The following is a 25,906-nucleotide window of genomic DNA, read 5'->3' as shown; positions in this document are numbered from 1 at the left end:
TTCTATATTCCATTCAAAACCTCCTTCCGTCAACTTTTCGAGGTGCTTTGATGACACTCCCACTGCAAGAATTCCCCCTCGCGATGCTGATAGGCATCGGCGCCACCGCCGTCATGGACGCATGGCTTTTGCTGCTCAAGCGCCTGGGCGTCCCCACCCTCAACTTCGCCTTCATCGGCCGCTGGGTTGGCCATCTGTTTCGGGGCCAGTTGGCCCATGCCGCCATCGCCAAGGCGGTGCCCATCCGGGGGGAATTGGCCTGGGGCTGGCTCACGCACTACGCCGTGGGCGTGGCGTTTGCCACCGTGCTGGTCGGCCTCCAGGGCGCCGACTGGGTACGCAGCCCCACCCTGCTGCCCGCGTTGGCCGTGGGCGTCTGCACCGTGGCGGCGCCGCTGCTGGTGATGCAGCCCGCCATGGGCTCGGGCTTTGCGGCATCGCGCACGCCCACGCCGCTCAAGAACTGCCTGCGCAGCTTGGCCAACCACACCGTCTTTGGCTTCGGCCTGTACCTGTCTGCGCTCGCCATCGCACTGATTTCTCGATGACGGTTCTGCGCGTTTTTCCCCTCGAAATCACTTGTTTGGAACCCATGCCATGAAAACCATCGCCATCATTTATCACAGCGCCCACGGGCACACCGCACACATCGCCCGCCACGTTCTGGAGGGCGCCCAGGGCGTTTGCGGCATCCATGCCGAGTTACGCCAAGCCGAAGACCTGGCCCATGCACCCGACAGCCTGTTGCACTACGACGGCTTCATCCTGGGCTCGCCCACCTACCTGGGCGGAGTCTCCGGGCCGTTCAAGACCTTCATGGACGCCACCGGCCGTCTGTGGAAAACGCAGCAGCTCAAGAACAAGCTCGCGGCGGGCTTCACCGTGTCGTCGCTGCCTGCGGGCGACAAGCAGTCCACACTGCTGTCGATGTGGGTGTTTGCCATGCAGCACGGCATGGTGTGGGTGGGCAACCCCATCCTGCCCGAGCAGCACACCGGGGTTCCGTATGACGAAGCAGCCAACCGGCTCGGATCCTGGTCGGGCCTGATGGCGCAGGCAGGCCATGGGGCGGCAGCGGATGCGTTTGTGCCAGGCGATACCAAGACCGCCCGCATGTTTGGGCAGCATTTCGCCGAGACCTTGCTGCGCCTGGGCGGTGTGGCGGCACACCAACCCGCCGAGGCGGTGGCTGCATGATCCCCGCCCGCTACGGCCCCGTGCTGTTCAGCTTCATCCTGTCGGGCGTGATGTCGCTGCTGGTGTCCGGCATCTCCACCTTTCGAGCCGCGCAGGTGGACCAGGGGTTTCTAGGCCTCTGGGCGGGCGCGTGGCTCACGGGGTGGCTGTTCGCCTTCCCGGCGGTCATGCTGGCGGCACCGCTGGCCCGCAAGGTGGTGGCGCGGGTCGTCGCGCGTGATGGATAGACAGAGGCAGGCAGGGAAAACTCACGACCTTGCCTATACTCTCGCTATTCCATAAACGAATAGCGCTTTTGCGCCAGCCACCATGCCCCACCTCGCCGCATCCATGATCCGCACCCTCGCCTGTGCTGGTGTTGCATGGGCCATGCTAGGGGTGGCACATGCCGACACCGTCTCGGTCGCGGTGGCCGCCAATTTCACGGCGCCCATGCAGAAGATCGCCGCAGCTTTTGAGGCCGACACGGGCCACAAGGCCGAGCTCTCGTTCGGTGCCACCGGCAAGTTTTACGCGCAGATCACCCACGGGGCGCCATTTCAGGTGCTGCTGTCGGCCGACGACACCACGCCTGCCCGGCTGGAGCGCGAGGGCAAGGCCGTAGCCCACTCGCGCTTTACCTATGCCATCGGCACGCTGGTGCTGTGGAGCGCACAACCCGGCACCGTGGACGCCAAGGGCGATGTGCTCAAGTCGGGTGATTTCAAGCACCTGGCCATTGCCAACCCCAAGCTGGCGCCCTATGGCGCGGCAGCCCTGCAGGTGATGGAAAAGCTGGGCGTGGCGACGGCCCTGCAGCCGCGCCTGGTGCTAGGCGAGAACATCGCCCAGACCTTCCAGTTTGTCTCCACCGGCAATGCGCAGCTGGGCTTTGTGGCGCTGTCGCAGGTGATGGCCGATGGGAAGATCCGCAGTGGCTCGGCCTGGCAGGTGCCGGCGAGCCTGCACGAACCCATCCGACAAGATGCCGTGCTGCTGATGCCAGGCAAGGACAGCGCCGCGGCCAGCGCACTGCTGACCTACCTGCGCGGCAGCAAGGCGCGCGCAATCATTCAATCGTACGGCTATAGTTTCTGACCGCCTATAGCCCCATCGACGGATCGCCCATCTTCATGCCATTTTCCAGCGCTGATCTGGCTGCCATCGGCCTCACGCTGCGGCTGGCGGGCACCACCATGGTGTTGCTGCTGGTGCTGTGCACGCCGCTGGCCTGGTGGCTGGCGCACACGCCGTCGCGCTGGCGCGGCCCGGTCTCGGCCGTGGTGGCGCTGCCGCTGGTGCTGCCGCCCACGGTGATCGGCTTTTACCTGCTGGTCACGCTCGGCCCCAACGGCCCCCTGGGGCAGTTCACGCAGTGGTTGGGGCTCGGCACCCTTCCCTTTACCTTCTGGGGGCTAGTGGTGGGCTCGCTCATCTATTCGCTGCCTTTTGCGGTGCAGCCCCTGCAGCACGCTTTTGAAGCCATCGGCCGGCGCCCGCTGGAGGCTGCGGCCACGCTGGGCGCAGGGCCGCTGGACCGTTTCCTCACCGTAGCGCTGCCGCTGGCGCGCCCCGGGTTCATCACCGCCGCGATCCTGAGCTTTGCGCACACAGTGGGCGAGTTTGGTGTGGTGCTCATGCTGGGCGGCAACATCCCGGGCGTCACGCGCGTGGTGTCTGTGCAGATTTACGACCACGTCGAGGCGCTGGAATACACCCAGGCGCACTGGCTGGCGGGCGGCATGGTGCTGTTTTCGTTTGTAGTGCTGCTGGGGCTGAACCTCACCCGCCGCAAAACTTTGTCGATGGTGCAGTGATGGCCACCACTGCCTCTTCGGCACAGATCACCGCGCAACTGACGCTGACTCGCCCCGGGTTTACGCTGGATGTGGACCTGCAATTGCCCGGCCGTGGTGTGACCGCCCTCTTCGGCCCCTCGGGCTGCGGCAAGACCACCTGCCTGCGCGCGATTGCCGGTCTGGAGCGCGCGCAACCTGGGAGGGTCGTGGTCCACGGCGAGGTGTGGCAGGACGATGCACAGACAATCTGGCGCGCCACACACGAGCGGGGCCTGGGCTATGTGTTCCAGGAGGCCAGCCTGTTCGACCACCTGAGCGTGCGTGGAAACATCGACTACGGCCTGAAGCGCACGCCCCCCGCACGCCGCAAGGTGGCGCTGGAGCAGGCGGTGGACTTGCTGGGCATCTACCACCTGATGGACCGCAAGCCCCCGGCCTTGTCGGGCGGAGAGCGCCAGCGCGTGGCCATCGCCCGCGCGCTGGCCACCAGCCCCCGCCTGCTGCTGATGGACGAACCCCTGGCTGCCCTGGACGCCCAGCGCAAGGCCGAGGTCCTGCCCTATCTGGAGAGGCTGCAACACACCCTCGACATCCCCATGCTGTATGTGAGCCACGCCATCGACGAGGTGGCAAGTCTGGCCGGGCACATGGTGCTGTTGCGTGAGGGCCGTGTACTGGCACAGGGCCGCACCAACGAACTGATAGTGCGGCTGGACCTGCCCCTGGCCCATGGCGACACCGCCGCCACGGTGATCGAAGGCACGGTGCAACAGCACGACCCGCACGACCACATCACCACCGTGGCATTCAGCGGTGGGCACCTGATGCTGGTCAGCCCCAAGGCACACGCCACGGGCGAGCCCATCCGGCTGCGCGTGCAGGCGCGTGATGTAAGCCTGGCACTCACCGCACCCAGCGACACCAGCATCCTCAACGTGCTTCCAGCCACGGTGGTAGCGCTGGGCGAAGACAGCCCCGGGCAAATGATGGTGGCCCTGGATGCAGGCACCACACGCCTGCTGGCGCGGGTCACGCAACGCTCGGCCCAGACGTTAGCGCTGGCGCCCGGCCAACCCGTATTTGTGCAGGTGAAGGGCATTGCCATCGTGAACTGATGGGCTGCGCAATCCGGGCCTCTCCACCGAAGGCCCCACAGGCGAACCCAGTGGCCGCCAGGGCCTCCCATCGGTCGTATGATGACCGCCAAAAAACAAGGGTGGGAACAAGGGGTGGAAATGGTTTCAATCTGGCACGACGCCACCGTGGCGTTTGCAGTGGGGTTTCCGCCGCTGCTCCAAAGCCTGCTGTTCTGGATCTTCGCGTCGCTGGTGGTTCATGTGTGCCAGCGCCTGGTCGAGCACACGGCGTTTTCGGTCGATCCATCGAGCCGCCGCATCAGCGCCTCGCAAGCTGCCCTGTGCATTGGCTGCATTGTCTGGGCCCTGGATGTGGTGGGTCTGTTCATGTATGCCGAGTTGGCGCACCACGTGCTGGAACTGGTGCCCGCCCTCAGTGGCCTGCTGATCATGGCGGTCAGTGCGCGACTCACCATTCCGACACTCAGCACCAGCGCCAGCAAGGCGCGCATTGTGGTGGCCGGTGTATGGCTGGCGGCTGGCATGCTGACGGGGCACTTTGCGATCACCTGGGGCCACGTGCAGAGTTTTTCGCAGGTCAATGTGCTGGCGATCGTGACGTCCATGGCCACGGCCGTGGCCCTTGCGGCGTGCACCGCAATCCGGCACCGCTCGGCCAAGCTCAGCATGCTCACGCCCCGCTACCGAGCACAAACCTGGGAAGACAAGGTGCTGTGCGGCGCCGCCATCCTGGTGCTGCACTGGATGCTGGTCAACACCTTTGCACTGCACCTGGGCGACCCCAGCGGGGAGTCCGACGGCATTGCGCTGCTGGTCACCGTGCTGGCCTTTGCCATTGCCGTAGCGCTGGAACAGATGAGCAACATGCGCTCGGACGCTGGCCGCCAGCAGCTCTTGCGACGCGGGCTGTCGATGATGCGGTCATCGGCCACGGCGCAAAACGCCCAGCGCGACATGCAGCTGTCGCTCATTGCAGACCATTTGCACCGGCTGCTGCACCCGGAGAACCTGGCGTTGCACTTTCAGCCCATCGTCGATTTTCAGCAGCGTGGCGTGCAGTTCGAAGCCCTGCTGCGCATGACCGACTCGACCCTGGGCGCCATCAATCCTGAAACCTTCCTGCTGGTGTGCGAGCTGCAGGGCAAGACGCCCGAAGTGGACCGGATGATCCTGCGCAACGCACTCGACAGTGCCAAGGCCTGGCAAGCCCAGGGCCTTAACGACACGACCATCAGCGTGAACGTGGCCCCCATCACGCTGCTGGACGACCGCTTTGCCCCGTGGCTGCGTGAAGAACTGGCCCTGCGCGGCCTGCCGCCGCGCACCCTCAAACTCGAAATGACCGAACACGCCATCATTGCGCTGGGCACGGAGATGGTGGCCGCCATCCACACACTCAGCGCCATGGGTGTTGTGGTGTGGATGGACGACTTTGGCGCCGGCTACTCGTCGCTGGGCATGCTGGCCGACCTGCCGATTGCAGGCATCAAATGCGACCGGCTCTTTGTGCGAAAGCTGCCGCAGGACAGCCGGCGGCAGATGCTGCTGCGGCATATCAGCGCGCTGGCCGGCGAGTTCGGCCTGTCTGTGGTGGTGGAAGGCGTGGAGACCGTGGAGGAGCTGCAGACGCTGGCCGCCATTGGGCTGCACTGCATCCAGGGCTACGTGTTCAGCAAACCCATTCCAGCAGCCCACGTACCCGACTGGCACCACACCCACATGCAGCCCCAGCGCGCAGCGCTGCAGGCCTTGCTGCGCCCGGCGGGTTCCACACCGTTTTCAGCACTCCCGCCCGCCATCGCGCCAGCCCCCGGACTCTGAACCCATGGCAACACTCAAAACACTGGTCCTGGGCGGGTACGGCAACTTTGGCGCACGCATCTGCCGCGCACTGGCAGGCGACGCGGCCACGCGCCAGCACATCGCCCTGCTGGTGGCAGGCCGCGACGCATCCCGCGCCCAGGCCTTGGCGAACACATTGGGCCACGGCGCTCAGGGCGTGGCCCTCGACCACCAGGCCCCGGGTCTGGCTGCCTCCTTGCGCGAATGGGGCGTGGATCTGGTCATCCACACTGCGGGGCCTTTTCAGGCACAGGGTTACAGCGTGGCCCAGGCCGCCGCTGAGGCAGGCGCGCACTACATCGACCTGGCCGATGGCCGCCGTTTTGTGTGCGACTTTCCAGCTGCCCTGCAGGCCGCGTTTACCGCCGCCGGACGCACCGCCATCGCTGGCGCCAGCACCGTGCCCGCGCTGTCCTCGGCCGTCATCGACCACCTGTGCGCGGACTGGCAGTGCATTGACAGCATCGACATCTGCATCGCCCCCGCGCAACGCGCGCCACGCGGACAGGCCACGCTGGCGGCCGTGCTGAGCTACTGTGGCTTGGCCATCGATGTGTGGCAAGACGGCCGCTGGCAGCCGAAACGGGGCTGGGCGCAGCCCACGCCGGTCCAGTTCCAGCGGCTGCGACCGCGCCTGGGGGCGGTCTGCGACATCCCGGATCTGGAAATTTTCCCGGCCCATTACAAAGCCCGCGACCGCGTCACCTTCCGCGCAGCGCTGGAGGTGGGCCTGGCACAGAGAGCCTTCGCCACCCTTGCAACGCTGCGCCATTGGGGCGTGCTGCCCCATCCCGAAAAGCTGGCCTGGCTGATGCACCACGCGGGCGGCGCGCTGGACTTTCTGGGCACGCCACTGGGCGGCATGGTGGTGCGCGTTGCGGGCACCAATGCGCAAGGCCAGCCCCGCCGCCGCGCCTGGCACATTGCAGCCGACCACGACCATGGCCCCGAGATCCCCTGCATGGCCGCCATCCTGCTGGCGCGCCAGCTCGCAGCCGGGCAACCGCTGCCCCGCGGGGCGCACACCAGCACCAGCCTGCTGCCCCTGGAGGCCTTTGCCCCCGAGTTTGCGAAGTGGGGCATGGTGACCGATGTGGTGGAGGAATGAGGCCATGGCCCACCGGAAATTGACCTTCCCGATGCCAGCGCGTGCCGACATTGTTTTTGATGCCTTCCACTACCACGAGTGGCGGTGCCAGTGGGATTCGCTGGTGCGCCGTACCAGCGTGGAAAGTGGTGCGCCCTGTCCCAGTGTGGGCGCCACCACCGAGAACCTGGGCGCCGGCGCGTTGCGGGCGCTGTCCATGCGCACACAGTTCGTCAGCTATGACCGCCCCGTGCTCGCGGCTGCGGCCATGGTTGGCCGTTCGTTCCCTTTCACCCAGTGGGCAGCCTCCATGCGCCACCAGGGCCAAGGCCCCCACCAGTCCCTGCTGATCTACACCTATACCTTTCAAGTGGGCCCGGCAGCCTTTCGGGCTGTCATAGAGCCTTTGGTGGACTGGATCTTTGTCCGCAAGACGCGCCAGCGTTTCCAGCGCCTGGCGCAGTTCCTGGCGATCCGCGCTGCCGACATTGCAGACTGGCAACAGGCGCAGGGCCCAGCGCCCTGTGCCGCGCACAAGGCCAGCCCATGAACCGCGCATCTACCCAACTGCTGCGCGCCAGCCTCGTGGTCGTCTGGCTGGCCACCGCCGTGGTCAGCGTGTGGGAGCTGCACGGCCAAAGCCGCGAGCTGCTGGCGGGCCTACCCGCCGCGTGGACCGAGGGCAACACATCGTGGCTACCCACCGCCATCATCCTGGCCGGGGCGGCTACCGATGCGGTGCTGGGGCTGTGGCTGGCGCTCCGCCCCGGCCGCAAGGCGTATGGAGCGGCCCTGCTGGTGATGCTGGCCATGACACTGCTGGCTACGGCCCTCCACCCCGCATGGTGGCTACACCCCTTCGGGCCGCTCACCAAAAACTTGCCGATTGCCGCCATCCTGTGGGTGCTGCTGCAGGACACGACCACCTCACCGCCAAAGCCATGAGCATCTACCTCACCCTCAAATGGCTGCACATCATCTCCAGCGTGCTGCTGGTGGGCACCGGCCTGGGCTCGGCGTTCTACATGTTCTTCACCAACCGCAGCGGCAATGTTCAGGCCCAGGCTGTGGTCACGCGCCTGGTGGTGCGTGCGGACTGGTGGTTCACCACGCCCACGGTGTTCATCCAGCCCGCCACAGGGCTTGCCATGGCGGCCATGGCCGGGCTACCCTGGAGCACGCCGTGGCTCGCAGTGTCCATTGCTCTGTACCTGGTGGCTGGTGCCTGCTGGCTGCCTGTGGTGTGGCTGCAGCTGCGCATGCGCGACATGGCGAGAGATACGGCAGAGGCGGCGCAGTCCGCGCAAGGCGACGGCGTGTTGCCGCCCCTGTACTGGCGCTACGCCCGCTGGTGGGAGGCCCTGGGCTACCCGGCCTTTGTGGCCATGGCCGTGGTGTTCTACCTGATGGTGAACAAACCTACCCTGAACTTCTGAACCTATCATCGCCCCATGCTGATCGAGACCCTGGACACTGCCCGCGACCTGGGGCGCCTGAAGGAAATCCTGGGCGTGATGGTGCGCCACGGGTTTGGCGACACCGTGCGCCGCCTGGGCCTGGCAGACCGGCTGGAGCGCGCGGGCCAGGCACTGAACTGGACCCACGCAGCAGACCTGGCCCGCGTGGAGCCGCCCGTGCAGGTGCGGCTGGCACTCGAAGAGCTGGGCCCCGCGTTCGTCAAGTTTGGCCAGATTCTCGCGGGCCGGGCCGACCTGTTTGGCCCGGAGTGGATTGCAGAATTCGAGAAACTGCACAGCCAAGTGCCCGCTGTGCCCATCGATGCGCTGCGCCCGCAACTGCGCGAAGACCTGGGCGCCGAACCCGAAGCCGTTTTTGCCTGGTTTGACACCACGCCGCTGGCCGCCGCATCGATTGCGCAAGTGCACCGCGCCCGCCTGCAGGACGGCAGCGAGGTCATCGTCAAAATCCGCCGCCCCGGCATTGCCGACACCATCCAGGCCGACCTGCGCCTGCTGCAGCGCCTGGCTGCGCTGGCCGAGGCCGAGCTGCCCGCACTCAAGCCCTACCGACCCCAGCAACTGGTGCGCGAGTTCGCACGCTCATTGCGCCGCGAGCTGGACCTGGCGGGCGAATGCCGCCAGGCCGAACGCATTGCCACCAACATGGCGGCGCTGCCCCACATCGTGATCCCGCGCGTGCACTGGGCCTACACGCGCGAACGCATCAACGTGCAGGATTTCATCGACGGCACACCCGGCGGCGCTCTCGCGGCGCTGACACCCGAGGCCGGGTTTGACCGCACCGTGCTGGCGCAGCGGGGCGCGCAGGCAGTGCTGCAGATGATCGTGAAGGACGGCGTTTTCCACGCCGACCCGCACCCCGGTAACGTGTTCTACCTGCCCGGCAACCGCATTGCCTTCATCGACTTCGGCATGGTGGGCCGCCTGTCGCAGCGCCGGCGCGATGAACTGCTGCAACTGCTGCTGGGCCTGGTCGAACACCAACCCCAGGCCGTGGCCGATGTGCTGCTGGACTGGACGGGCGACGCGCAGGGCCTGAACCTGGGCCAGCTCGAAACCGAGATCGAGGCCTTTGTGGACCAGTACCACGGCGTGCCCCTGGCGCAGCTGAGCCTGGGACAGATGCTGGCCGACGTGACGGCCATCCTGCGTGAACACCACCTGGGCCTGCCGTCCGATCTGGCGCTGCTGATCAAGGCCTTCATCTCGCTCGAAGGCATGGGCCGCAACCTCGACCCAGACTTCCACATGGCGACCGAAGCCCTGCCGCTGCTCAAGCAGGTGGTGCGCGCACGCTACGAGCCCAAGGTGCTGGCCGGGCGCGCCTGGAGCACCTTGCGGCGTGCACTGGCCACGGTGGAGCAGCTACCGGACGACCTCGGGCGGCTGCTGCGCAACGCGCGGCGCGGGCACCTGCAGGTGGGCATCGAGTTGGCGCACCTTAAGCGTGTGGGCGATCAGATCGACCGGTCGGCCAACCGGCTGGCCATGGCGCTGGTGATTGCGGCGCTGATCATCGGCTCGTCCATCGTGATGACCGTGAAGGGTGGGCCTACGCTGTTCGGCCTACCAGCGTTTGGCTTCCTGGGGTTCTTTGGTGCCGTGGTGTGTGGCCTGTGGCTGGTGCGGGCCATCTGGCGCAGCAGCCACCACCGCGATGACGACTGAATTCGGCTAAAAAACAAGCCGCGCTGCCCCACCTGGCAGGCAGACGCGGCATGTTCCCATTCGCAGTACGTCGATGAATTGCGAATCGGTCAGGGCTTGCCAAAGCCCATTCGCAACAACACCGCCTGGGCGGCCGGCTGGCGCAGCGCACTGGCAAACGCCTGCGCCGCAGCGGGCGCGTCGGCACGCACGGTCAGGCCATACGAAGCGCCCACCTGCAGCGCCGCAGGTAGCTGCACCACGCGCAGGCGCGGCACCTCGGCCTGGGCAGCTACCGCGTTGGTGCAGTAGGTCAAAAACACATCTGCCTGGCGCTGGTCCATCACCCAGGCATAGGTACCCCGGCCCGCAGGCGGCTTGGGCGAATCCGCGCCACCCGTGAGCTTGAGGGCCTTGGCATCCAGCTGGGCATAGGCACCGGGCTGCAGCAGGTCGGCCTGGCGGAACAGCGCCCAGGCGTAGTCGCCCGACGGGTCGGCTTTGGGCGTGGATGTGCCCACGCGCACATCGCTGCGCAGCATAGTTGCCAGCAAGGTGTCAGGGGTGGCGCTGATCTGCTCGCTGGTCAGCGCACACAGCGCATTGCGCGTGAACACCACGGGCGCCAGCCAGCCGCCCCGGGCCGCCAGGCGCTGCGGGTGGTCGGTGTCTGCCGAAGCAAAGACCTGTGCGGGCTCGCCTTTTTCAATACGCTCGCGCAGCAGGCCTGAGGCGCCAAAGCTCAGCGCCACCTTCTGGCCCGTACGGGCCTCGTGGTCGCGCGCGATCTCGGTGAAGGCCTCGCGCAGGCTGCCGGCGGCATACACCTGCACGGGAGTGGCGTCAGCCATGGGAGCCTTGGCGGGCGCCACCGCACAACCGGCCAGGGCCAAGGCCAGACCGGTTGCCGCAGCGGCTACGGCTGCCTGTGAACGGGTTGCCATGGAGGCCGCTCACTGCGCTGCGTTCGGGAAGAACAGCTGCTCGCCGCCGATCTTGTAGCCCGCGATGGCCGCCTGGCCGGCGGGCGACACCACCCAGTCCACAAACTTCTGCGCGTCCTGCGCCTTCACATGCGGGTGCTTGGCGGGGTTCACCACCATCACACCGTATTGGTTGAAGAGCTTGGTGTCGCCCTCCACCAGAATGGCCAGATCTGCGCGGTTCTTGAAGTTGAGCCAGGTGCCCCGGTCGGCCAGCACATAGGCGCCGCTCGATGCCGCAATGTTGAGCGCAGGGCCCATGCCGCAGCCACACTCCTTATAGCCGCTGCCCTTGGCTGCGTCAGCGCCTGCAAGCTTCCAGTAGCGCAGCTCGGCCGCGTGGGTGCCGCTCTTGTCGCCGCGCGAGATGAAGTTGCCATTGGCGGCAGACAGCTTCTGCAGGGCCTGCACGATTTCCTTGCCTTTGGTGCCTACTGGGTCAGCCTTGGGGCCGATGAGGATGAAGTCGTTGTACATCACCGGGTAGCGCTTCACGCCCCAGCCATCGGCCACAAACTTTTCTTCGGCCACCTGGTCGTGCACAAACAGCACGTCGGCATCGCCGCGGCGCGCCATATCGAGCGCCTGGCCGGTGCCCAGCGCCACCACTTTCACGTCCAACCCACTGGCCTTCTTGAATTCAGGCATCAGGTAGCCGAACAGCCCGGACTGCTCCGTGGATGTGGTGGACGCCATGGTGATGCTCTGCGCAAGCACCGGGCCGGATGCTACAAATATAATAGCTGCCAGTGCTTTATGGATAAGCGCTGGGGCACAAAAATTCTTGAAATTCGTCATACCAGTTCTCCTTTGACAAACAAGCGGGCGGCCTCGGGCAAGGGGCCATTGAAAAAATCGTGTACCGGCAGGTCGGCCACCAGGCGGCCGTGCTCCATATAGATCACGCGGCTGGCCAGGCGCTTGACCTGGCCCAGGTTGTGGCTGCTAAAGACCATGGTCACAGGGTGCGCCGGGCCTGCCGCGCCATGGCTGGCGGCAAAGTCGGCCATCAGGGCTTCGACCTCGCGCTTGGCATGGGGGTCGAGGCTGGCGGTGGGCTCGTCGAGCAGCAGCACATCGGGCCGCAGCGCCCAGGCGCGGGCCAGGGCCACACGCTGCTGTTGGCCGCCCGACAGGGTGCGGGCGTTCTGCGCGGCGATGCCCTGCAGGCCCACACGCTGCAACGCAGTGAGCGCCTGCAGCCGCGCATCACGCCAGCGCGTGCCGCGCAGCCACAACGCCAGCGCCACGTTGTTTTGCGCACTGGTGCGCAGCATGTGGGGGCGCTGGAACAGCATGGCCTGACGCATGCCTGTGTTGCACTGGAAGCCACCGCTGGCGTCCGCCAGACCGTTGAGCACGCGCAGCAGCGTGCTTTTGCCACTGCCGTTGGCGCCCACCAGCGCCACGCGCTCACCGGGGGTGATGCGCAGCGTGACCTGGTCCAGCGCCTGCACGCGGCCATAGCGCACGGTCACCTGGCGCAGATCGACCCAGGGGTTTGCCAAAGGGCCGCTCATGCCGCCACCCCCACGGGCGTGCTGGAGGCCGATCCATCCACCCGTTCGCGCCAGCGGCGCACCAAAGCGATCAGCACATTGAGCGCCAGCACCACGGCCAGCAAGATGATGCCCAGCGCCAGCGCCAGGGGCAGGTCGCCCTTGCTGGTCTCCAGCGCAATGGCGGTGGTCATCACCCGCGTGAAGCCGTCGATATTGCCACCCACGATCATCACCGCACCCACCTCGGAGATCGCACGGCCAAACGAGGCCAGCAGAACCGTGAGCAGCGCATAGCGCTCGTCCCAGGCCAACAGCAGGGCGCGCAGCAGCGGGCCCGCGCCCATCGACCGCAACTGCTCGCCATGCGCACGTTCGGCGTCTTCCACAGCCTGCCGCGTCAGCGCCGTGACCACCGGCAGCACCAGAATGGCCTGCGCCAGCACCATGGCCTTAAAGCTGAACAGCCAGCCCAGCGAGCCCAGGGGCCCGCTGCGTGACAGCACCAGGTACACCACCAGCCCCACCACCACGGACGGCACCGCCAGCAAAGTGTTGAGTACCGCCAACACGGCACCACGCCCGGCAAAGCGGGCGACGCCCAGCCAGGCGCCCAGCACCAGGCCCACGCCACAGGCGATCAGGCAGGCGGTGGCGCTGACGGACAAGGAACGGCCCACGATGGTCCACAGGACGGGGTCGGATGAGAGGGTGAGTTGCAGCGCTGTGCTCGCGCTTTCCGAGAGTGTGGACATGGGTTCGGCTATCGTAGGCACCTCACCAATATCCAGCGATATGAACGTCCGTGCATAGGGTCCAACTTCACTACACGCTCAGCCGCGATGCAGGCAATGCGCTGATCCGCAACCCACTGCCCGAACTGCTGCAGGCCGTGGCCGAGCAGGGCTCCATCTCGGGCGCCGCGCGCGCGCTGGACCTGTCGTACCGCCATGTCTGGGGCGCCCTCAAGCGTTGGGAAGAGCAGCTCGGCGGCGAGCTGATCATCTGGGGCAAGGGGCAGTCGGCGCAGCTCAGCGAGTTCGGCACCAAGCTGCTGTGGGCCGAGCGCCAGGCCCAGGCGCGGCTGGCACCACAGATCGCAGCACTGCATGCCGACCTGGAGCGCGCCTTTGCCGTGGCCTTTGACCCCAATGCCCACGTGCTCACGATGTACGCCAGCCACGACGACGCGCTGGTGGCGCTGCGCACCCACGCCGCCGCACAGGCCGATGCGGGCGCGCTGCACCTGGACATCCGCTTCACGGGCAGCGTGGATGCGATCCGCGCCCTGAACGAAGGGCGTTGCACGCTGGCGGGATTTCACACCGTGGAGCACCCTGCCGCCGATTCATTGACCGCACGCACCTACAAGCCGCTGCTGCAGCCCGGGCTGCACAAGATCATCGGGTTTGCCCAGCGCACGCAGGGCCTCATCGTGGCGCCCGGCAACCCGCTGGGGCTGGGCAGCCTGGCCGACGTGGCCCACACCGGTGCCCGATTTCTCAACCGGCCGCTGGGTACCGGCACCCGCGTGCTGCTCGACGACCTGCTGGCCCAGGCTGGCCTGGAGGCCCAGGCCATTCGCGGCTACGCGCTGAACGAGCCCTCGCACACCGCCATTGCCCAGGCTGTGGCTGCGGGCGCGGCCGATGTGGGCATGGGTATTGAAGTGGCAGCCCGGGCGCGTGGGCTGGATTTTGTGCCGCTGGTGCACGAGCGCTACCACCTGGCCTGCCTGAAAGCCAGCCTGGACCAACCCGCGACACTGGCGCTGCGCAACTTGCTGCAAACCCCCGAATGGCTGGCCCAGATGGCCACCTTGCCGGGCTACAGCCCCTGGGCGTGCGGCGAGGTGCAGGCCATGAACACGGTGCTGCCGTGGTGGCAGTTCACCCGCAAAAAGCGCACTTCCGAGCCTAGGAAGAAACCCTAATTGCTACTTTTTTTATAGCTACAGAATGAGTACCGGCTGCGGGATAACACCGTCACGCTGCCGTCAGCCTGGGCCTACAGTGCTCCGTAGAATCGCGCCGTTGTAAAAGTTTGTCGAATCGTTGCGCTTACCGGCGCGTGGGTCGGCATATCGCACGCAAAGCCTTTTTATTGGAGACACCATGCAGGCTCTACTGAAGTTATCAAGGGGGATCGACTGGCTTAACACCCAGGTCGGTAAATATGTGGTCTGGCTCATCCTGGCCTCCACAGTCATCAGCGGTGTGAACGCCGTGGTCCGCAAAGCGTTCAACATCAGCTCCAACGGCTTTCTGGAAATCCAGTGGTACCTGTTTGCCGCGTCGTTCCTGCTGGCCGCCGGCTACACGCTGCTGCAGGGCGAACACGTCAAGGTGGACGTGATCTCCAGCCGCTTTTCCAAGCGCACCCAGATCTGGATCGACGTGTTCGGCTATATCGTCTTCCTCACGCCCATGTGCCTGGCCGTGCTCTGGTATGGCATCCCCTTCTTCACCCGCGCCCTCGCGTCGGGCGAGATGTCGAACAACGCTGGCGGGCTGATCCGCTGGCCTGTGTACCTGATGATGCCGCTGGGTTTTGCCCTGCTGTGGTTGCAAGGCATCTCCGAACTCATCAAGCGCCTGGGTTTTCTCCAGGGCCTCATCGAAGACCCCACGGTCAAGAAGATTGAAAAAACGGCTGAAGAAGAACTGGCCGAATCCATCCGCAACCTGGCCGAAGCCGCCAAGGGCAACGGCAAGAACAAGAGCGAGGCCGCCTGAGCGGAGCACACACCATGGAATTTCTCGCCCATAACCTCGCCCCCATCATGTTCGCGGGGCTCATCTGCTTTTTGCTGGTGGGCTTCCCGGTCGCCTTCAGCCTGGGCGCCTGCGGACTGTTCTTCGCCTTCATCGGCATCGAGCTGAACGTATTGCCCGAGGCCCTGCTACAAGCCGTGCCGCTGCGCATCTTCGGCATCATGCAGAACGACACCTTGCTGGCTATTCCATTCTTCACGCTCATGGGGCTCATATTGGAGCGAAGCGGGATGGCGGAGGACCTGCTCGACACCATCGGACAGCTGTTCGGCCCCATCCGTGGTGGCCTGGCTCTGGCCGTGATCTTCGTGGGCGCGCTGCTGGCAGCCACCACGGGCGTGGTGGCCGCTTCGGTGATCTCGATGGGCTTGATCTCACTGCCCATCATGCTGCGCTATGGCTATGACCGGCGACTCGCGGCGGGGGTGATCGCAGCCTCCGGCACGCTGGCACAGATCATTCCGCCCTCTCTGGTGCTCATCATCATTGCCGACCAGATGGGCCGCAGCGTGGGTGACATGTACAAGGGCGCGTTCCTCCCCGGCCTGATGCTGACCGGCTTCTATGCGCTCTACGTCATTTTGCTGGCCATCTTCAAGCCCCAGTGGGTGCCTGCCATCCCGCCCGAAGCGCGCACGCTGCGGGACGACAATGGCAAGAGCGGTGTGACCTCGCTGCTGGTGCTGACCGGCATCTGCGTGGCCGCATCGATGTATGTGGCCAAGAACATGCCTGCCCTGCACACCTGGTGGTCCGGTGAAGCCGTGGACCGCGTGGCGCTGGACGAAACCATCGTGGTGTCCATGTGTTTTGGTGTGGCACTGGCCTTCGTGGCAGCCAGCATCAACAAGATCACCCGCATGGGCCTGCTGTCCCGCGCAGCCGAGCGCGTGACGTTTGTGCTGATCCCGCCACTGTTGCTGATCTTCCTGGTGCTGGGCACCATCTTCCTGGGCGTTGCAACCCCCACCGAAGGCGGCGCCATGGGCGCATTGGGCGCCGGCATCATGGCCATCCTCCGCGGCCGCCTCACGATGTCGCTGCTGCGCCAGGCTGTCACCACCACGACCAAGCTGTCATGTTTTGTGGTGTTCATCCTGGTGGGCGCCACCATATTCGGCCTGACCTTCCAGGGCGTGGACGGCCCGCTGTGGGTGGAGCACCTGCTGACCGGCCTGCCCGGTGGCCAGCTGGGCTTCCTGATCGTCGTGAACGTCATGGTGTTCTTCCTGGCGTTCTTCCTGGACTTCTTTGAATTGTCCTTCATCGTCGTGCCCCTGCTGGCCCCCGTGGCCGACAAGCTGGGCATTGACCTGATCTGGTTTGGCGTGCTGCTGGCCATCAACATGCAGACGTCGTTCATGCACCCACCGTTTGGCTTTGCGCTGTTCTACCTGCGCAGCGTGGCCCCGGCGAAGGAGTACATGGACAAGGTCACCAAGAAGATGATTGCGCCGGTCACCACCCCCCAGATCTACTGGGGTGCCATTCCCTTCCTGTGCATCCAGCTGCTGATGGTGGCTCTGGTGATCGCCTTCCCGGGCATCGTCTCCAGCGGGCTCGACGAGAAGCAGGTCTATGACCTCGACAAGGTCCGCATGGAAATGGAAGCCGCCATGCCCGACGCTAGCGCCGAAGGGGCCGACCCGACTGCCGGCATGGCTGGCGCCGCGGACCCCGCGCCCGCTCCTGCAGCAGACGACCCCCTGAAGGCACTGCAAGACTCCATGTCCACCGACAAGAAGTGAGCACACTGCTTACAGGACGACCGTGATTCAGTCTGACCCGGGCCCCGCGCCCTGGTCCTCAAACCTCCGCAGATGGGAAACCTCTGCGGAGGTTTTTTTATGGAGCAGACGCGGAGGGGGTCCGGTGCGCCATGGATCATGGAGGTAGCGGTGGAGCATCGACTTTGGCACATCGCGCAAGCAGACGAGCCTCTTGATCCCCTGCCCCCTTTCTTGGTGGCCAGCAGCCCCCAGGAAGCCTCTTCACGACTTGAGAGGCTTCAGCAGGAGACAGACACCGGCCGCGCGCTCAAAGGCATCGAGAGTCAAGCAGCCTGGTCGGGCTGGGCTGGGGGCTTGGGACATCGCCCACGTTCCTGCGGTTGAGGGGGCCGCATGGCCACAGCAAGGTGCCACCTCGCAGAACACAGGGACGAAAAAAAACCCGTCCGGGAGAGGACGGGTTTTGCAGACCTTGGAATGGCAGCTTGCGCTGCCATTCCAGAGCCACTCGGGATCAGAGCTTCTGCGAAGACATGAACGAGTCGTAGCGGGCTTCGGCAAAGCGGAACCAGAGCACCTGGTCGCGCTGGAATGCGCGCATGTCGGCGTAGATCTTCTTCCACTCGGGGCTCTTCGCGTCGTTGGCGGCGAAGACTTCCATGGAGGCCTTGAACGAAGCGTCCATCACGGCTTGCGAGAACGGCAGCACCTTGGTCTTGGCAGCCACCAGTTGCTTGAGGGCCGTCGGGTTCAGCGCGTCGTACTTGGCCAGCATGTCGATGTGGGCCACGTTGGTTGCGGCTTCGATGATGGCCTTGTTCTCGGCAGACAGGCCGTCGAAGGCCTTCTGGTTGACGAAGAAGTCCACTTCCGGGCCACCTTCCCACCAGCCGGGGTAGTAGTAGAACGGAGCCACCTTGTTGAAGCCCAGCTTCTGGTCGTCGTACGGACCCACCCATTCAGCAGCGTCCAGCGTGCCCTTTTCGAGGGCCTGGTAGATTTCGCCGCCAGGGATGCTCTGGGGCACAGCGCCCAGCTTTTGCATCACTTCACCGACCAGACCACCGCCCAGGCGCATCTTCATGCCCTTGAAATCATCTGGCGACTTGATCTCCTTGCGGAACCAGCCACCCATCTGGGTGCCGGTGTTACCGCCGGCGAAGCTGATGGCGTTGTAGTTCGCGTAGAACTCGTTCATCAGCTTGCGGCCATTGCCATGCAGCATCCAGGCATTCATCTGGCGGGCATTGAAGCCGAAGGGCACTGCCGAACCCAGCGCGAAGGCAGGGTTCTTGCCGTAGAAGTAGTAAGGCACGGTGTGGCACATCTCCACGGTGCCCTGCTGCACGCCGTCCATCACGCCAAAGGGGGGCATCAACTCGCCACCAGCGTGCACGGAGATTTCAAACTTGCCACCCGACATGGCCTTGACGGCCTTGGAGAACACATCAGCGCCGCCATAGATGGTGTCCAGCGACTTGGGGAAGCTGGAAGCCAGACGCCAACGAATGGCAGCCTGGGCGTGGACGGCAGGCGCAACGCCTGCAGCCAGCACGCCAGCGATGCCAGCCTGCTTGATGATTGAACGACGATCCATGAGGTTCTCTCCGATATAGTGATTGCGAAACTTGGGCGCACGCGTTGTGCACGGCGCCGTCAAGGACTTGTTTGAGCCGGGTTCATTGTAGAAACATGCCCCCTCAGACTTTTGCGGGTTTTCCCGCGAAAATCCCTGCCCTTGCACATGGCTTCAGGCTTCTGCAAGCATCTTGGGGACAGCCGCACACACCCCGCTGCAAAACGGGACTGCGGCAGACCACCTTGGCAGATCAGGCAGCCCGCACAGACTGCAGCGCGGGCAAAAACCGCCGCTCGATCGCAAGGCGGATTCCCTCGGCGTCGAGCCCCTGCAACGCAAGCAGCTTGGCCGGGTCGCCATGTTCGATGAACACGTCCGGCAGGCCCAGCTGCAGCACGGGCCGCACGATGCCCATGCTGTTGAGCGCCTCGGTCACGGCGCTGCCCGCACCGCCCATGATCGCGCCCTCTTCCAGCGTGACCAGCGCATCGTGGCGCTCGGCCACCTCGCGCAACAAGGCCTCGTCGATGGGTTTGGCCCAGCGCATGTTGACCACCGTGGCGTCCAGAGCCTCACCCGCTTCCAGCGCGGGGTACAGCAACGTGCCAAACGACAGGATCGCAATGCGCGGCGCCTTGGCATCGGTGCCCTGGCGCTCGCGACGGATCTCGCCTTTGCCAAAAGGCAGGCCATCCAACGCCGCCAGTGGTGCCACACCAGCACCGCTGCCACGCGGGTAACGCACGGCCACAGGGTGGTCCTGCTCGAAGGCGCTGCTGAGCAGTTGGCGGCATTCGCGCTCGTCAGCCGGGCAGGCCATGCTCATGTTGGGAATACAGCGCACAAACGGGATGTCATACGCGCCTGCATGCGTGGCACCGTCGGCGCCTACCAGGCCCGCGCGGTCCAGCGCAAACACCACGGGCAGGTTTTGCAGGGCCACGTCGTGGATCAGCTGGTCATAACCGCGCTGCAGGAAGGTGGAGTAAATCGCCACCACGGGCTTGACACCTTCGCAGGCCATGCCGGCGGCAAAGGTTACGGCATGCTGCTCGGCAATGCCCACGTCGTAGTAGCGGTCCGGAAAACGTTTTTCAAACTCCACCATGCCCGAGCCCTCGCGCATGGCGGGCGTGATGCCCACCAGGCGAGAGTCGTGTGCGGCCATGTCGCACAGCCACTGGCCAAACACCTGCGTGAACGTCTGCTTGGGCGGCGTGGTGGGCTTGGTGAGGCCCACGGAGGGGTCGAACTTGCCGGGGCCATGGTAGGCCACGGGGTCGGCCTCGGCCAGCTTGTAGCCCTGGCCTTTTTTGGTGACCACGTGCAGGAACTGCGGGCCTTTGAGGCCCTTGATGTTCTCCAGCGTGGGGATCAGCGAATCGAGGTCGTGTCCATCGATGGGGCCGATGTAGTTGAAGCCGAACTTCTCGAACAGCGTGGCAGGCACCACCATGCCCTTGGCCTGTTGCTCAAAGCGCTTGGCCAGCTCCAGCAAGGGCGGCACGGGCCGCAGCACGGTCTTGCCCACGTTCTTGGCAGCCGCGTAGAACTGCCCGCTCATGAGCTGAGCGAGGTAGCGATTGAGCGCGCCCACGGGCGGGCTGATGCTCATGTCGTTGTCGTTCAGCACCACGAGCAGGTTGGCATCGGCCACACCGCCGTTGTTCAGCGCCTCGAAGGCCATGCCCGCACTCATGGCGCCATCGCCGATGATCGCCACGGCGTGACGGTTTTCGCCCTTGCGTTTGGCGGCCAGCGCCATGCCCAGCGCGGCCGAGATGCTGGTGCTCGAATGCGCCGTGCCAAAGGTGTCGTAAATGCTCTCGGCCCGCTGCGGAAAGCCCGAGATACCGCCCAACTGGCGCAATGTGTGCATGCGGTCGCGGCGGCCGGTCAGGATCTTGTGCGGATAGGTCTGGTGGCCCACGTCCCACACCAGGCGGTCTTCGGGGTGTTGAAGACATGGTGCAGCGCGATCGTCAGTTCCACCGTGCCCAGGTTGGAGCTGAGGTGCCCACCCGTGCGCGCAACACTTTCGATCACGAACCCGCGCAACTCGGTCGCCAGGGCCTTGAGATCTGCGCGCGAAAGCTGGCGCAGGTCGGCCGGGTCATTGATGGTCTGCAGCAGGGGAAAGGACATCGTGGACATTTACTATTCTTTTCATAGCTGCCAGCGCTTTACAGAAAAGCGCTGGAGGCCAATTTGGCATTGATTTCACTGCAACGGACATGAACAGGGTGCAGCACGGATCATCGGGCCAGGCTCAATGCGAGCGGCGCACCACCATGTCCGCCAGGGCCGCCAGCGCGCGGGTATCGGGCAGGCCACTGCGGGCCAGGGCCGCATGGGCCTCGGCCAGCAGCTCCTGGGCATAGACCTGCGCCCGCGCGAGCCCCAGCAAAGACACATAGGTGGGCTTGTCGGCCGCAGCATCCTTGCCGGCCGTCTTGCCCAGCGTGGCGGAATCGGCCACCACGTCCAGGATGTCATCCACCACCTGGAACGCTAAGCCCATGGCGGCCCCGTAGTCGGACAGCGCCTGATAGGCCGCGCCCACGGCGTGGCCGCACGCCGCCCCCATGAGCACACTGCCCTGCAGCAGCGCGCCGGTCTTGAGCCGGTGCATCTGGCGCAACTGGTCTTCGGTCAACGCCACACCCACGCTGGCCAGGTCGATGGCCTGCCCGCCCGCCATGCCGGCCGAGCCGGCGGCCCGCGCCAGCAGCCTGCACAGCGTGGCCTGCGTGGCGGCGGGGATGAGGGTGTTGTCGGGCGTGAGCAGCTCAAATGCAAAGGCCTGCAGCGCATCGCCCGCCAGCAGCGCCTGGGCCTCGCCAAACTGCACGTGCACGGTGGGCTTGCCACGGCGCAGCACGTCGTTGTCCATGCAGGGCATGTCGTCGTGCACCAGCGAGTAGGCGTGGATGAGTTCCACCGCGCACGCGGCCCGCAGGGCCGCCTCGTCCAGGCCAGCGCGCAGCGCGGCATCGTCAACCACAGCAGAGGCCGGTCCGCCACTGCAGACCGCCTCATAGGCCGCCAGCACCAGCAGGGGCCGCAGCCGCTTGCCGCCATCGAGCACGGCATAGCGCATGGCGTCGCCCAGCCCGGCGGGTGCGCCATCGCCCACCCATTGCGACAGGGCCTGCTCCACGCGGGCCAGGTGGTTCTGGCTCCAGAGGTTCATGTCCAGCGGCTGGCTCTCGAAATTCATTGGCACCGCGCTCATTCCTGGTTCCATGGTTGCAGTTGCCCTTCATCCAGCACCTTGATCTGGTCCTGCACGGCGTCGAGCCGCTGGCGGCAAAACGCCAGCAACGTGGCGCCGCGCTGGTAGCCGGCCAGCATCTGGTCCAGCGGCAACTGACCCGACTCGATGCGGGCCACGAGTTGCTCCAGCTCTTCCAGGGCCGCCTCGTAGCTGGCAGGTTCGGCGGGAGGAGCGGGGGTTGCGGGGGCCTTGGGCATGGAGGGGGCGGCAGAGCGCGGGTGAAAAACCGATGATTTTAGGCGCACCGGTACGCCCTTCGTGTCAGACGCGGTCCGATGCGTGACGCCGCTCTATTTTCAGAAAGCGATGTTTTCTATTCACGTAGCGGGGGTGCGGGAATAACCCCACCGCCTATAATCCCATTCCAGTCGAGCCGGCTAGCCACCCTAGCCGGTTTCCTTTTTTCCAGATGCGCATTCCCCGGCGCACCTCCCGCACTTTCTCCCTGTGGGGAGTCTTTAGGTCAGGTCACCCATGTCTGATTTAAGTCTTCAACTGCAGCAGGCCGCAAGCCAACTACCAGTTTCAAGCTACTTTGACGATGCGCTGTTCCAGCGCGAGCTGGACACCATCTTCCAGCGCGGGCCCCGCTATGTGGGGCACCAATTGGCGGTGCCCAACACGGGCGACTATTACGCACTGCCCCAGGAGGGCGAGGGCCGCGCCTTGGTGCGCAACGCCCAAGGCGGCATTGAGCTGGTCTCCAACGTATGCCGCCACCGCCAGGCCGTCATGCTCAAGGGCAAAGGCTCGCTGAACACCCAGCAAAAGGGCAGCGCGGGCGGCAACATCGTGTGCCCATTGCACCGCTGGACGTACAACCCCCAGGGCGAGCTGCTGGGCGCACCCCACTTTGCGCATGACCCGTGCCTGAACCTGAACAACTACAAGCTGCGCGAGTGGAACGGTCTGCTGTTTGAAGACAACGGCTACGACGTGGCCGCCGACCTGGCCCAGATGGGCCCGCGTGCCGACCTGGACTTTGACGGCTACGTGCTTGACCATGTGGAGCTGCACGAGTGCAACTACAACTGGAAGACCTTCATCGAGGTCTATCTGGAGGACTACCACGTCGGCCCCTTCCACCCGGGCCTGGGCAGCTTTGTGACGTGTGACGACCTGCGCTGGGAGTTCGGCAAGAACTACTCGGTACAAACCGTGGGTGTGGCCAACCGCCTGGGCAAGGCCGGCAGCCCGGTGTACGAGCGCTGGCACAAGGCGCTGCTGGACTACCGCGAAGGCAAGCCGCCCAAATATGGCGCCATCTGGCTCACGCTGTACCCGCACATCATGATCGAGTGGTACCCGCATGTGCTCACCGTGTCCACGCTGCACCCCATCAGCCCCACAAAGACGCTGAACATGGTGGAGTTCTACTACCCCGAGGAGATCGCCGCCTTCGAGCGCGAATTCGTCGAGGCGCAGAAGGCCGCCTACATGGAGACTTGCATCGAGGACGACGAAATCGGCGAGCGCATGGACGCAGGCCGCAAGGCCCTGCTGGCGCGCGGCGACAACGAGGTCGGCCCCTACCAGAGTCCCATGGAAGATGGCATGCAGCACTTCCACGAGTGGTACCGCCAGGTCATGGGAAGCCCCCCCTGAGCCGCTTCGCGTCTTCCCCCCACGGGGGGACGCCCCCGGCGCACGCAAGCGAAGTGCCGCATCCGCGGCTTGGCGGCCCTTGCGCGGGGGCACTGGCCCGGGCAGCGCCAGTTTTGATAGGCCCCAACCTGAGTTTGTGCCGTCGATCCGTGAAGTCTCGAACAGCGAGGTAAACGCTATCCATTCGCGACGACTACCCTGACCGCTCTCATTACAATAGCTGCCACCGCTTGATCCGCAAGCGCTGGCAGCTATTTTTATTTCAAGCCGTGCAATCCCATGCCCCACGTGCGGCGCGCGGCCTTTCACAGGATCACGTCACGATGCAAGCCCTCTGGATGGTGTTGGCCGCGTTCTTGTTTGCCAGCATGGGGGTGTGCGTCAAGATCGCATCGGACTTCTTCAACTCGGCCGAACTGGTGTGCTACCGGGGCCTGATCGGCATGGCCATCCTGTGGCTGCTGGCACGCTCTCAAAAAGTGACGCTGGCCACGCAATACCCCGGCATGCACGCCTGGCGCAGCCTGGTGGGGGTGGCGTCGCTGGGCGCCTGGTTCTACGCCATTGCCCACCTGCCGCTGGCCACGGCCATGACGCTCAACTACATGAGCAGCGTGTGGATCGCCGCCTTCCTGGTCGGCGGCACGCTGCTGGCCTGGCGCCCTTCTGCGGCATCTCCACGGCCCGCCCTGCAAGGGCCGCTGATTCTCACCGTGCTCACCGGATTCGTGGGCGTGGTGCTGATGCTGCGCCCCAGCCTGGACCAGAACCAGGCCTTTGCCGGACTGATCGGGCTGATGTCCGGCCTGACCGCCGCATTTGCCTACATGCAGGTGGTGGCGCTGTCGCGCCTGGGCGAGCCCGAATCGCGCACCGTTTTCTACTTTGCCGTGGGCTCTGCAGTGGCGGGCGGAGGGGCCATGCTGTTTACCGGCGTATCGGACTGGCCGGGCTGGCAGGCGCTGTGGTTGCTGCCCATCGGCGTGCTGGCTGCGGGCGGCCAGTTGTGCATGACCAAGGCTTACGCCAGCGCCAAGACCCAGCGCGGCACGCTGGTGGTGGCCAACCTGCAGTATTCGGGCATCGTGTTTGCCGCCGTCTACAGCGTGCTGCTGTTTGGCGACAAGATCCCGCCCATCGGCTGGTTCGGCATGGCCCTCATCGTAGGCAGCGGCATCGTGGCCACCATCCTGCGCGCGCGGGCTGCGCCCGGGGCACCTGCCGAAGAACACTGACGGATACAAAAACAGATACGGCCACACGAGGACACGCCCCACCGGGATGGCCACAATGGAGCCCCTTTCGACGCACTCCGTCACTTTGCCCATTTTCTGCCGATGACCACCTACACCACGCTCATCTCTGCCCCCGACCTGCAATCCCTGATCGCCAGCGGTGCGCCGCTGATGGTGTTTGACTGCAGCTTCGAACTGATGCAACCCACGGCCGGTGCCCAGCAGTACGTGCAGGCGCACATCCCCGGCGCGGTGTACGCCAACCTTGACAACGACCTCAGCGCCAAACACGGCGCCCCCGGCGCTCACGGCACGCTGACCGCCCAAGAAGCCGACCAGCCGGCATCCGGTGGACGCCACCCCCTGCCCAGCCGCGAGCGTTTTGCCATGTGGCTCTCCAGCGTGGGTTTTGCCAATGGCATGCAGGCCGTGGTGTACGACCGCCAGGGCGCTAACTACTGTGGCCGCCTGTGGTGGATGCTCAAGTGGGCGGGGCATGAAGCCGTGGCCGTGCTCGACGGTGGGCTGCAAGCCTGGCAGGCCGCCGGTGGGGCGGTGAACAGCGGCGAAGAGCCCGCGCACTTCCAGACCAACTTCCAGCTGGGCGCCCCCTTGCGCCAGCTGGCCACGGCCAGCGAGGTGCTTGCGCGCCTGCAGCAGCCCGGCCAGACCGTGATCGACGCCCGTGCAGGTGCCCGCTACCGGGGCGAAGTGGAGCCGCTGGACCCCGTGGCGGGCCACATTCCGGGCGCGCTGAACCGCCCCTTTGCCGAAAACATCGGCGCGGATGGCCGCTTCAAGCCTGCCGACGTGCTGCGCGCTGAATTTGAAGCGCTGCTGGGCGGCCGTGACCCCGCCACCGTGGTGCACCAGTGCGGCAGCGGCGTGAGCGCCGTGCCCAATCTGCTGGGCATGGAGATAGCCGGCCTCGGCCCGACGGCACTGTTTGCCGGCAGCTGGAGCGAGTGGTGTTCAGACCCCACGCGCCCGGTCGAAAAAGGCTGATCCAGCGTCCAGCACGGCAGCGCAGGTTGTAAAAGTGCAAAAAAGATGGTTTTGACGGTGCTATCAAAACCATGAACAGAAGTGGGCAGC

General features: G+C 65.5%; 25 protein-coding genes and 1 pseudogene. 18 read left to right on the top strand and 8 right to left on the bottom strand.

Annotated features, from left to right (window positions below; all coding sequences use genetic code 11):
- The first annotated feature begins 83 nt into the window (after positions 1–83).
- The 12 genes from EXV95_RS24105 to EXV95_RS24050 all read left to right on the top strand — a co-directional run bounded on the left by EXV95_RS24105 (position 84) and on the right by EXV95_RS24050 (position 10,150).
- Positions 84–548 (top strand): DUF2938 domain-containing protein, encoded by a 465-nt coding sequence (locus tag EXV95_RS24105; RefSeq protein ID WP_176889170.1) that lies wholly within the window; start codon positions 84–86, stop codon positions 546–548.
- A gap of 49 nt (positions 549–597) precedes the next feature.
- Positions 598–1,197, top strand: a complete 600-nt coding sequence (locus tag EXV95_RS24100) for a flavodoxin family protein (protein ID WP_176888791.1) — start codon at positions 598–600, stop codon at positions 1,195–1,197.
- Positions 1,194–1,424: a DUF2798 domain-containing protein gene (locus EXV95_RS24095; RefSeq protein WP_176888790.1), complete on the top strand. Its 231-nt coding sequence runs from the start codon at positions 1,194–1,196 to the stop codon at positions 1,422–1,424. Before EXV95_RS24100 ends, EXV95_RS24095 begins: the two co-directional genes overlap by 4 nt.
- Positions 1,425–1,506: 82 nt before the next feature.
- Positions 1,507–2,274, top strand: coding sequence for a molybdate ABC transporter substrate-binding protein (modA, locus tag EXV95_RS24090; protein WP_218135471.1), 768 nt, complete (start codon positions 1,507–1,509; stop codon positions 2,272–2,274).
- A 35-nt stretch (positions 2,275–2,309) separates the two neighbouring features.
- The gene (gene modB, locus EXV95_RS24085) at positions 2,310–2,993 is read left to right on the top strand and encodes a molybdate ABC transporter permease subunit (protein ID WP_176888789.1); all 684 of its coding nucleotides are present in this window, start codon (positions 2,310–2,312) and stop codon (positions 2,991–2,993) included.
- Positions 2,993–4,090 carry a molybdenum ABC transporter ATP-binding protein gene (gene modC, locus EXV95_RS24080; protein ID WP_176888788.1) on the top strand — a complete coding sequence of 366 codons (1,098 nt, stop codon included), beginning with the start codon at positions 2,993–2,995 and terminating at the stop codon, positions 4,088–4,090. The genes modB and modC overlap by 1 nt, the downstream gene beginning before the upstream one ends.
- Before the next feature lie 120 nt (positions 4,091–4,210).
- On the top strand, positions 4,211–5,893 hold the full coding sequence (locus tag EXV95_RS24075; RefSeq protein WP_176888787.1) for an EAL domain-containing protein: 1,683 nt from the start codon (positions 4,211–4,213) through the stop codon (positions 5,891–5,893).
- A 4-nt stretch (positions 5,894–5,897) separates the two neighbouring features.
- Positions 5,898–7,022 (top strand): saccharopine dehydrogenase family protein, encoded by a 1,125-nt coding sequence (locus EXV95_RS24070; protein ID WP_176888786.1) that lies wholly within the window; start codon positions 5,898–5,900, stop codon positions 7,020–7,022.
- A gap of 4 nt (positions 7,023–7,026) precedes the next feature.
- Positions 7,027–7,551, top strand: a complete 525-nt coding sequence (locus EXV95_RS24065; protein WP_055399919.1) for an SRPBCC family protein — start codon at positions 7,027–7,029, stop codon at positions 7,549–7,551.
- Positions 7,548–7,946 (top strand): DoxX-like family protein, encoded by a 399-nt coding sequence (locus EXV95_RS24060; RefSeq protein ID WP_176888785.1) that lies wholly within the window; start codon positions 7,548–7,550, stop codon positions 7,944–7,946. Before EXV95_RS24065 ends, EXV95_RS24060 begins: the two co-directional genes overlap by 4 nt.
- Positions 7,943–8,437: a DUF2269 domain-containing protein gene (locus EXV95_RS24055; protein ID WP_176888784.1), complete on the top strand. Its 495-nt coding sequence runs from the start codon at positions 7,943–7,945 to the stop codon at positions 8,435–8,437. Before EXV95_RS24060 ends, EXV95_RS24055 begins: the two co-directional genes overlap by 4 nt.
- 15 nt (positions 8,438–8,452) lie before the next feature.
- Positions 8,453–10,150, top strand: coding sequence for an AarF/ABC1/UbiB kinase family protein (locus EXV95_RS24050; protein WP_176888783.1), 1,698 nt, complete (start codon positions 8,453–8,455; stop codon positions 10,148–10,150).
- An 89-nt stretch (positions 10,151–10,239) separates the two neighbouring features.
- Here the strand turns inward: EXV95_RS24050 and EXV95_RS24045 are convergent, their stop codons facing one another.
- The 4 genes from EXV95_RS24045 to EXV95_RS24030 are packed head-to-tail and all read right to left on the bottom strand — an operon-like array spanning position 10,240 to position 13,366.
- Positions 10,240–11,073: a molybdate ABC transporter substrate-binding protein gene (locus tag EXV95_RS24045; protein ID WP_176888782.1), complete on the bottom strand. Its 834-nt coding sequence runs from the start codon at positions 11,071–11,073 to the stop codon at positions 10,240–10,242.
- A 9-nt stretch (positions 11,074–11,082) separates the two neighbouring features.
- Positions 11,083–11,910, bottom strand: coding sequence for an extracellular solute-binding protein (locus EXV95_RS24040; RefSeq protein ID WP_176888781.1), 828 nt, complete (start codon positions 11,908–11,910; stop codon positions 11,083–11,085).
- On the bottom strand, positions 11,907–12,632 hold the full coding sequence (locus EXV95_RS24035; protein ID WP_176888780.1) for a phosphate ABC transporter ATP-binding protein: 726 nt from the start codon (positions 12,630–12,632) through the stop codon (positions 11,907–11,909). The genes EXV95_RS24040 and EXV95_RS24035 overlap by 4 nt, the downstream gene beginning before the upstream one ends.
- On the bottom strand, positions 12,629–13,366 hold the full coding sequence (locus tag EXV95_RS24030; protein ID WP_055399932.1) for an ABC transporter permease: 738 nt from the start codon (positions 13,364–13,366) through the stop codon (positions 12,629–12,631). The genes EXV95_RS24035 and EXV95_RS24030 overlap by 4 nt, the downstream gene beginning before the upstream one ends.
- A gap of 50 nt (positions 13,367–13,416) precedes the next feature.
- Here EXV95_RS24030 and EXV95_RS24025 point away from each other — a divergent pair, with 50 nt between their 5' ends.
- From EXV95_RS24025 to EXV95_RS24015, 3 genes are all read left to right on the top strand, one after another.
- Complete coding sequence (locus tag EXV95_RS24025; protein WP_176888779.1) at positions 13,417–14,544, top strand: substrate-binding domain-containing protein; 1,128 nt, start codon at positions 13,417–13,419, stop codon at positions 14,542–14,544.
- Between the two features lie 181 nt (positions 14,545–14,725).
- Positions 14,726–15,346 carry a TRAP transporter small permease subunit gene (locus EXV95_RS24020; protein ID WP_055399937.1) on the top strand — a complete coding sequence of 207 codons (621 nt, stop codon included), beginning with the start codon at positions 14,726–14,728 and terminating at the stop codon, positions 15,344–15,346.
- 14 nt (positions 15,347–15,360) lie between these two features.
- Positions 15,361–17,133 carry a TRAP transporter large permease subunit gene (locus tag EXV95_RS24015; protein WP_176888778.1) on the top strand — a complete coding sequence of 591 codons (1,773 nt, stop codon included), beginning with the start codon at positions 15,361–15,363 and terminating at the stop codon, positions 17,131–17,133.
- Positions 17,134–17,629: 496 nt separating this feature from the next.
- Here the strand turns inward: EXV95_RS24015 and EXV95_RS24010 are convergent, their stop codons facing one another.
- The 4 genes and pseudogenes from EXV95_RS24010 to xseB all read right to left on the bottom strand — a co-directional run bounded on the left by EXV95_RS24010 (position 17,630) and on the right by xseB (position 22,168).
- Positions 17,630–18,712, bottom strand: a complete 1,083-nt coding sequence (locus EXV95_RS24010; protein WP_121419321.1) for a TRAP transporter substrate-binding protein — start codon at positions 18,710–18,712, stop codon at positions 17,630–17,632.
- A 232-nt stretch (positions 18,713–18,944) separates the two neighbouring features.
- Positions 18,945–20,848 (bottom strand): annotated as a pseudogene (dxs, locus tag EXV95_RS24005) (1-deoxy-D-xylulose-5-phosphate synthase).
- Between the two features lie 115 nt (positions 20,849–20,963).
- Positions 20,964–21,929: a polyprenyl synthetase family protein gene (locus EXV95_RS24000; protein WP_176888777.1), complete on the bottom strand. Its 966-nt coding sequence runs from the start codon at positions 21,927–21,929 to the stop codon at positions 20,964–20,966.
- Positions 21,926–22,168 carry an exodeoxyribonuclease VII small subunit gene (gene xseB, locus EXV95_RS23995; RefSeq protein WP_057225454.1) on the bottom strand — a complete coding sequence of 81 codons (243 nt, stop codon included), beginning with the start codon at positions 22,166–22,168 and terminating at the stop codon, positions 21,926–21,928. Before xseB ends, EXV95_RS24000 begins: the two co-directional genes overlap by 4 nt.
- A gap of 277 nt (positions 22,169–22,445) precedes the next feature.
- Here xseB and EXV95_RS23990 point away from each other — a divergent pair, with 277 nt between their 5' ends.
- The 3 genes from EXV95_RS23990 to EXV95_RS23980 all read left to right on the top strand — a co-directional run bounded on the left by EXV95_RS23990 (position 22,446) and on the right by EXV95_RS23980 (position 25,816).
- Complete coding sequence (locus EXV95_RS23990; protein WP_121419318.1) at positions 22,446–23,576, top strand: aromatic ring-hydroxylating dioxygenase subunit alpha; 1,131 nt, start codon at positions 22,446–22,448, stop codon at positions 23,574–23,576.
- A 323-nt stretch (positions 23,577–23,899) separates the two neighbouring features.
- A complete protein-coding gene (locus EXV95_RS23985) occupies positions 23,900–24,811 on the top strand; it encodes a DMT family transporter (protein ID WP_121419317.1) in 912 nt (303 codons plus the stop codon).
- Positions 24,812–24,913: 102 nt separating this feature from the next.
- Positions 24,914–25,816, top strand: a complete 903-nt coding sequence (locus EXV95_RS23980; RefSeq protein ID WP_176888776.1) for a sulfurtransferase — start codon at positions 24,914–24,916, stop codon at positions 25,814–25,816.
- Positions 25,817–25,906: the final 90 nt, after the last annotated feature.

Origin of the sequence: Acidovorax sp. JMULE5, from assembly GCF_013376875.1 — a bacterium.
Classification (GTDB): domain Bacteria; phylum Pseudomonadota; class Gammaproteobacteria; order Burkholderiales; family Burkholderiaceae_C; genus Acidovorax; species Acidovorax facilis.
Note: the sequence above shows the minus strand (reverse complement) of the source record. Positions and strands in the feature narration are given on the sequence as shown.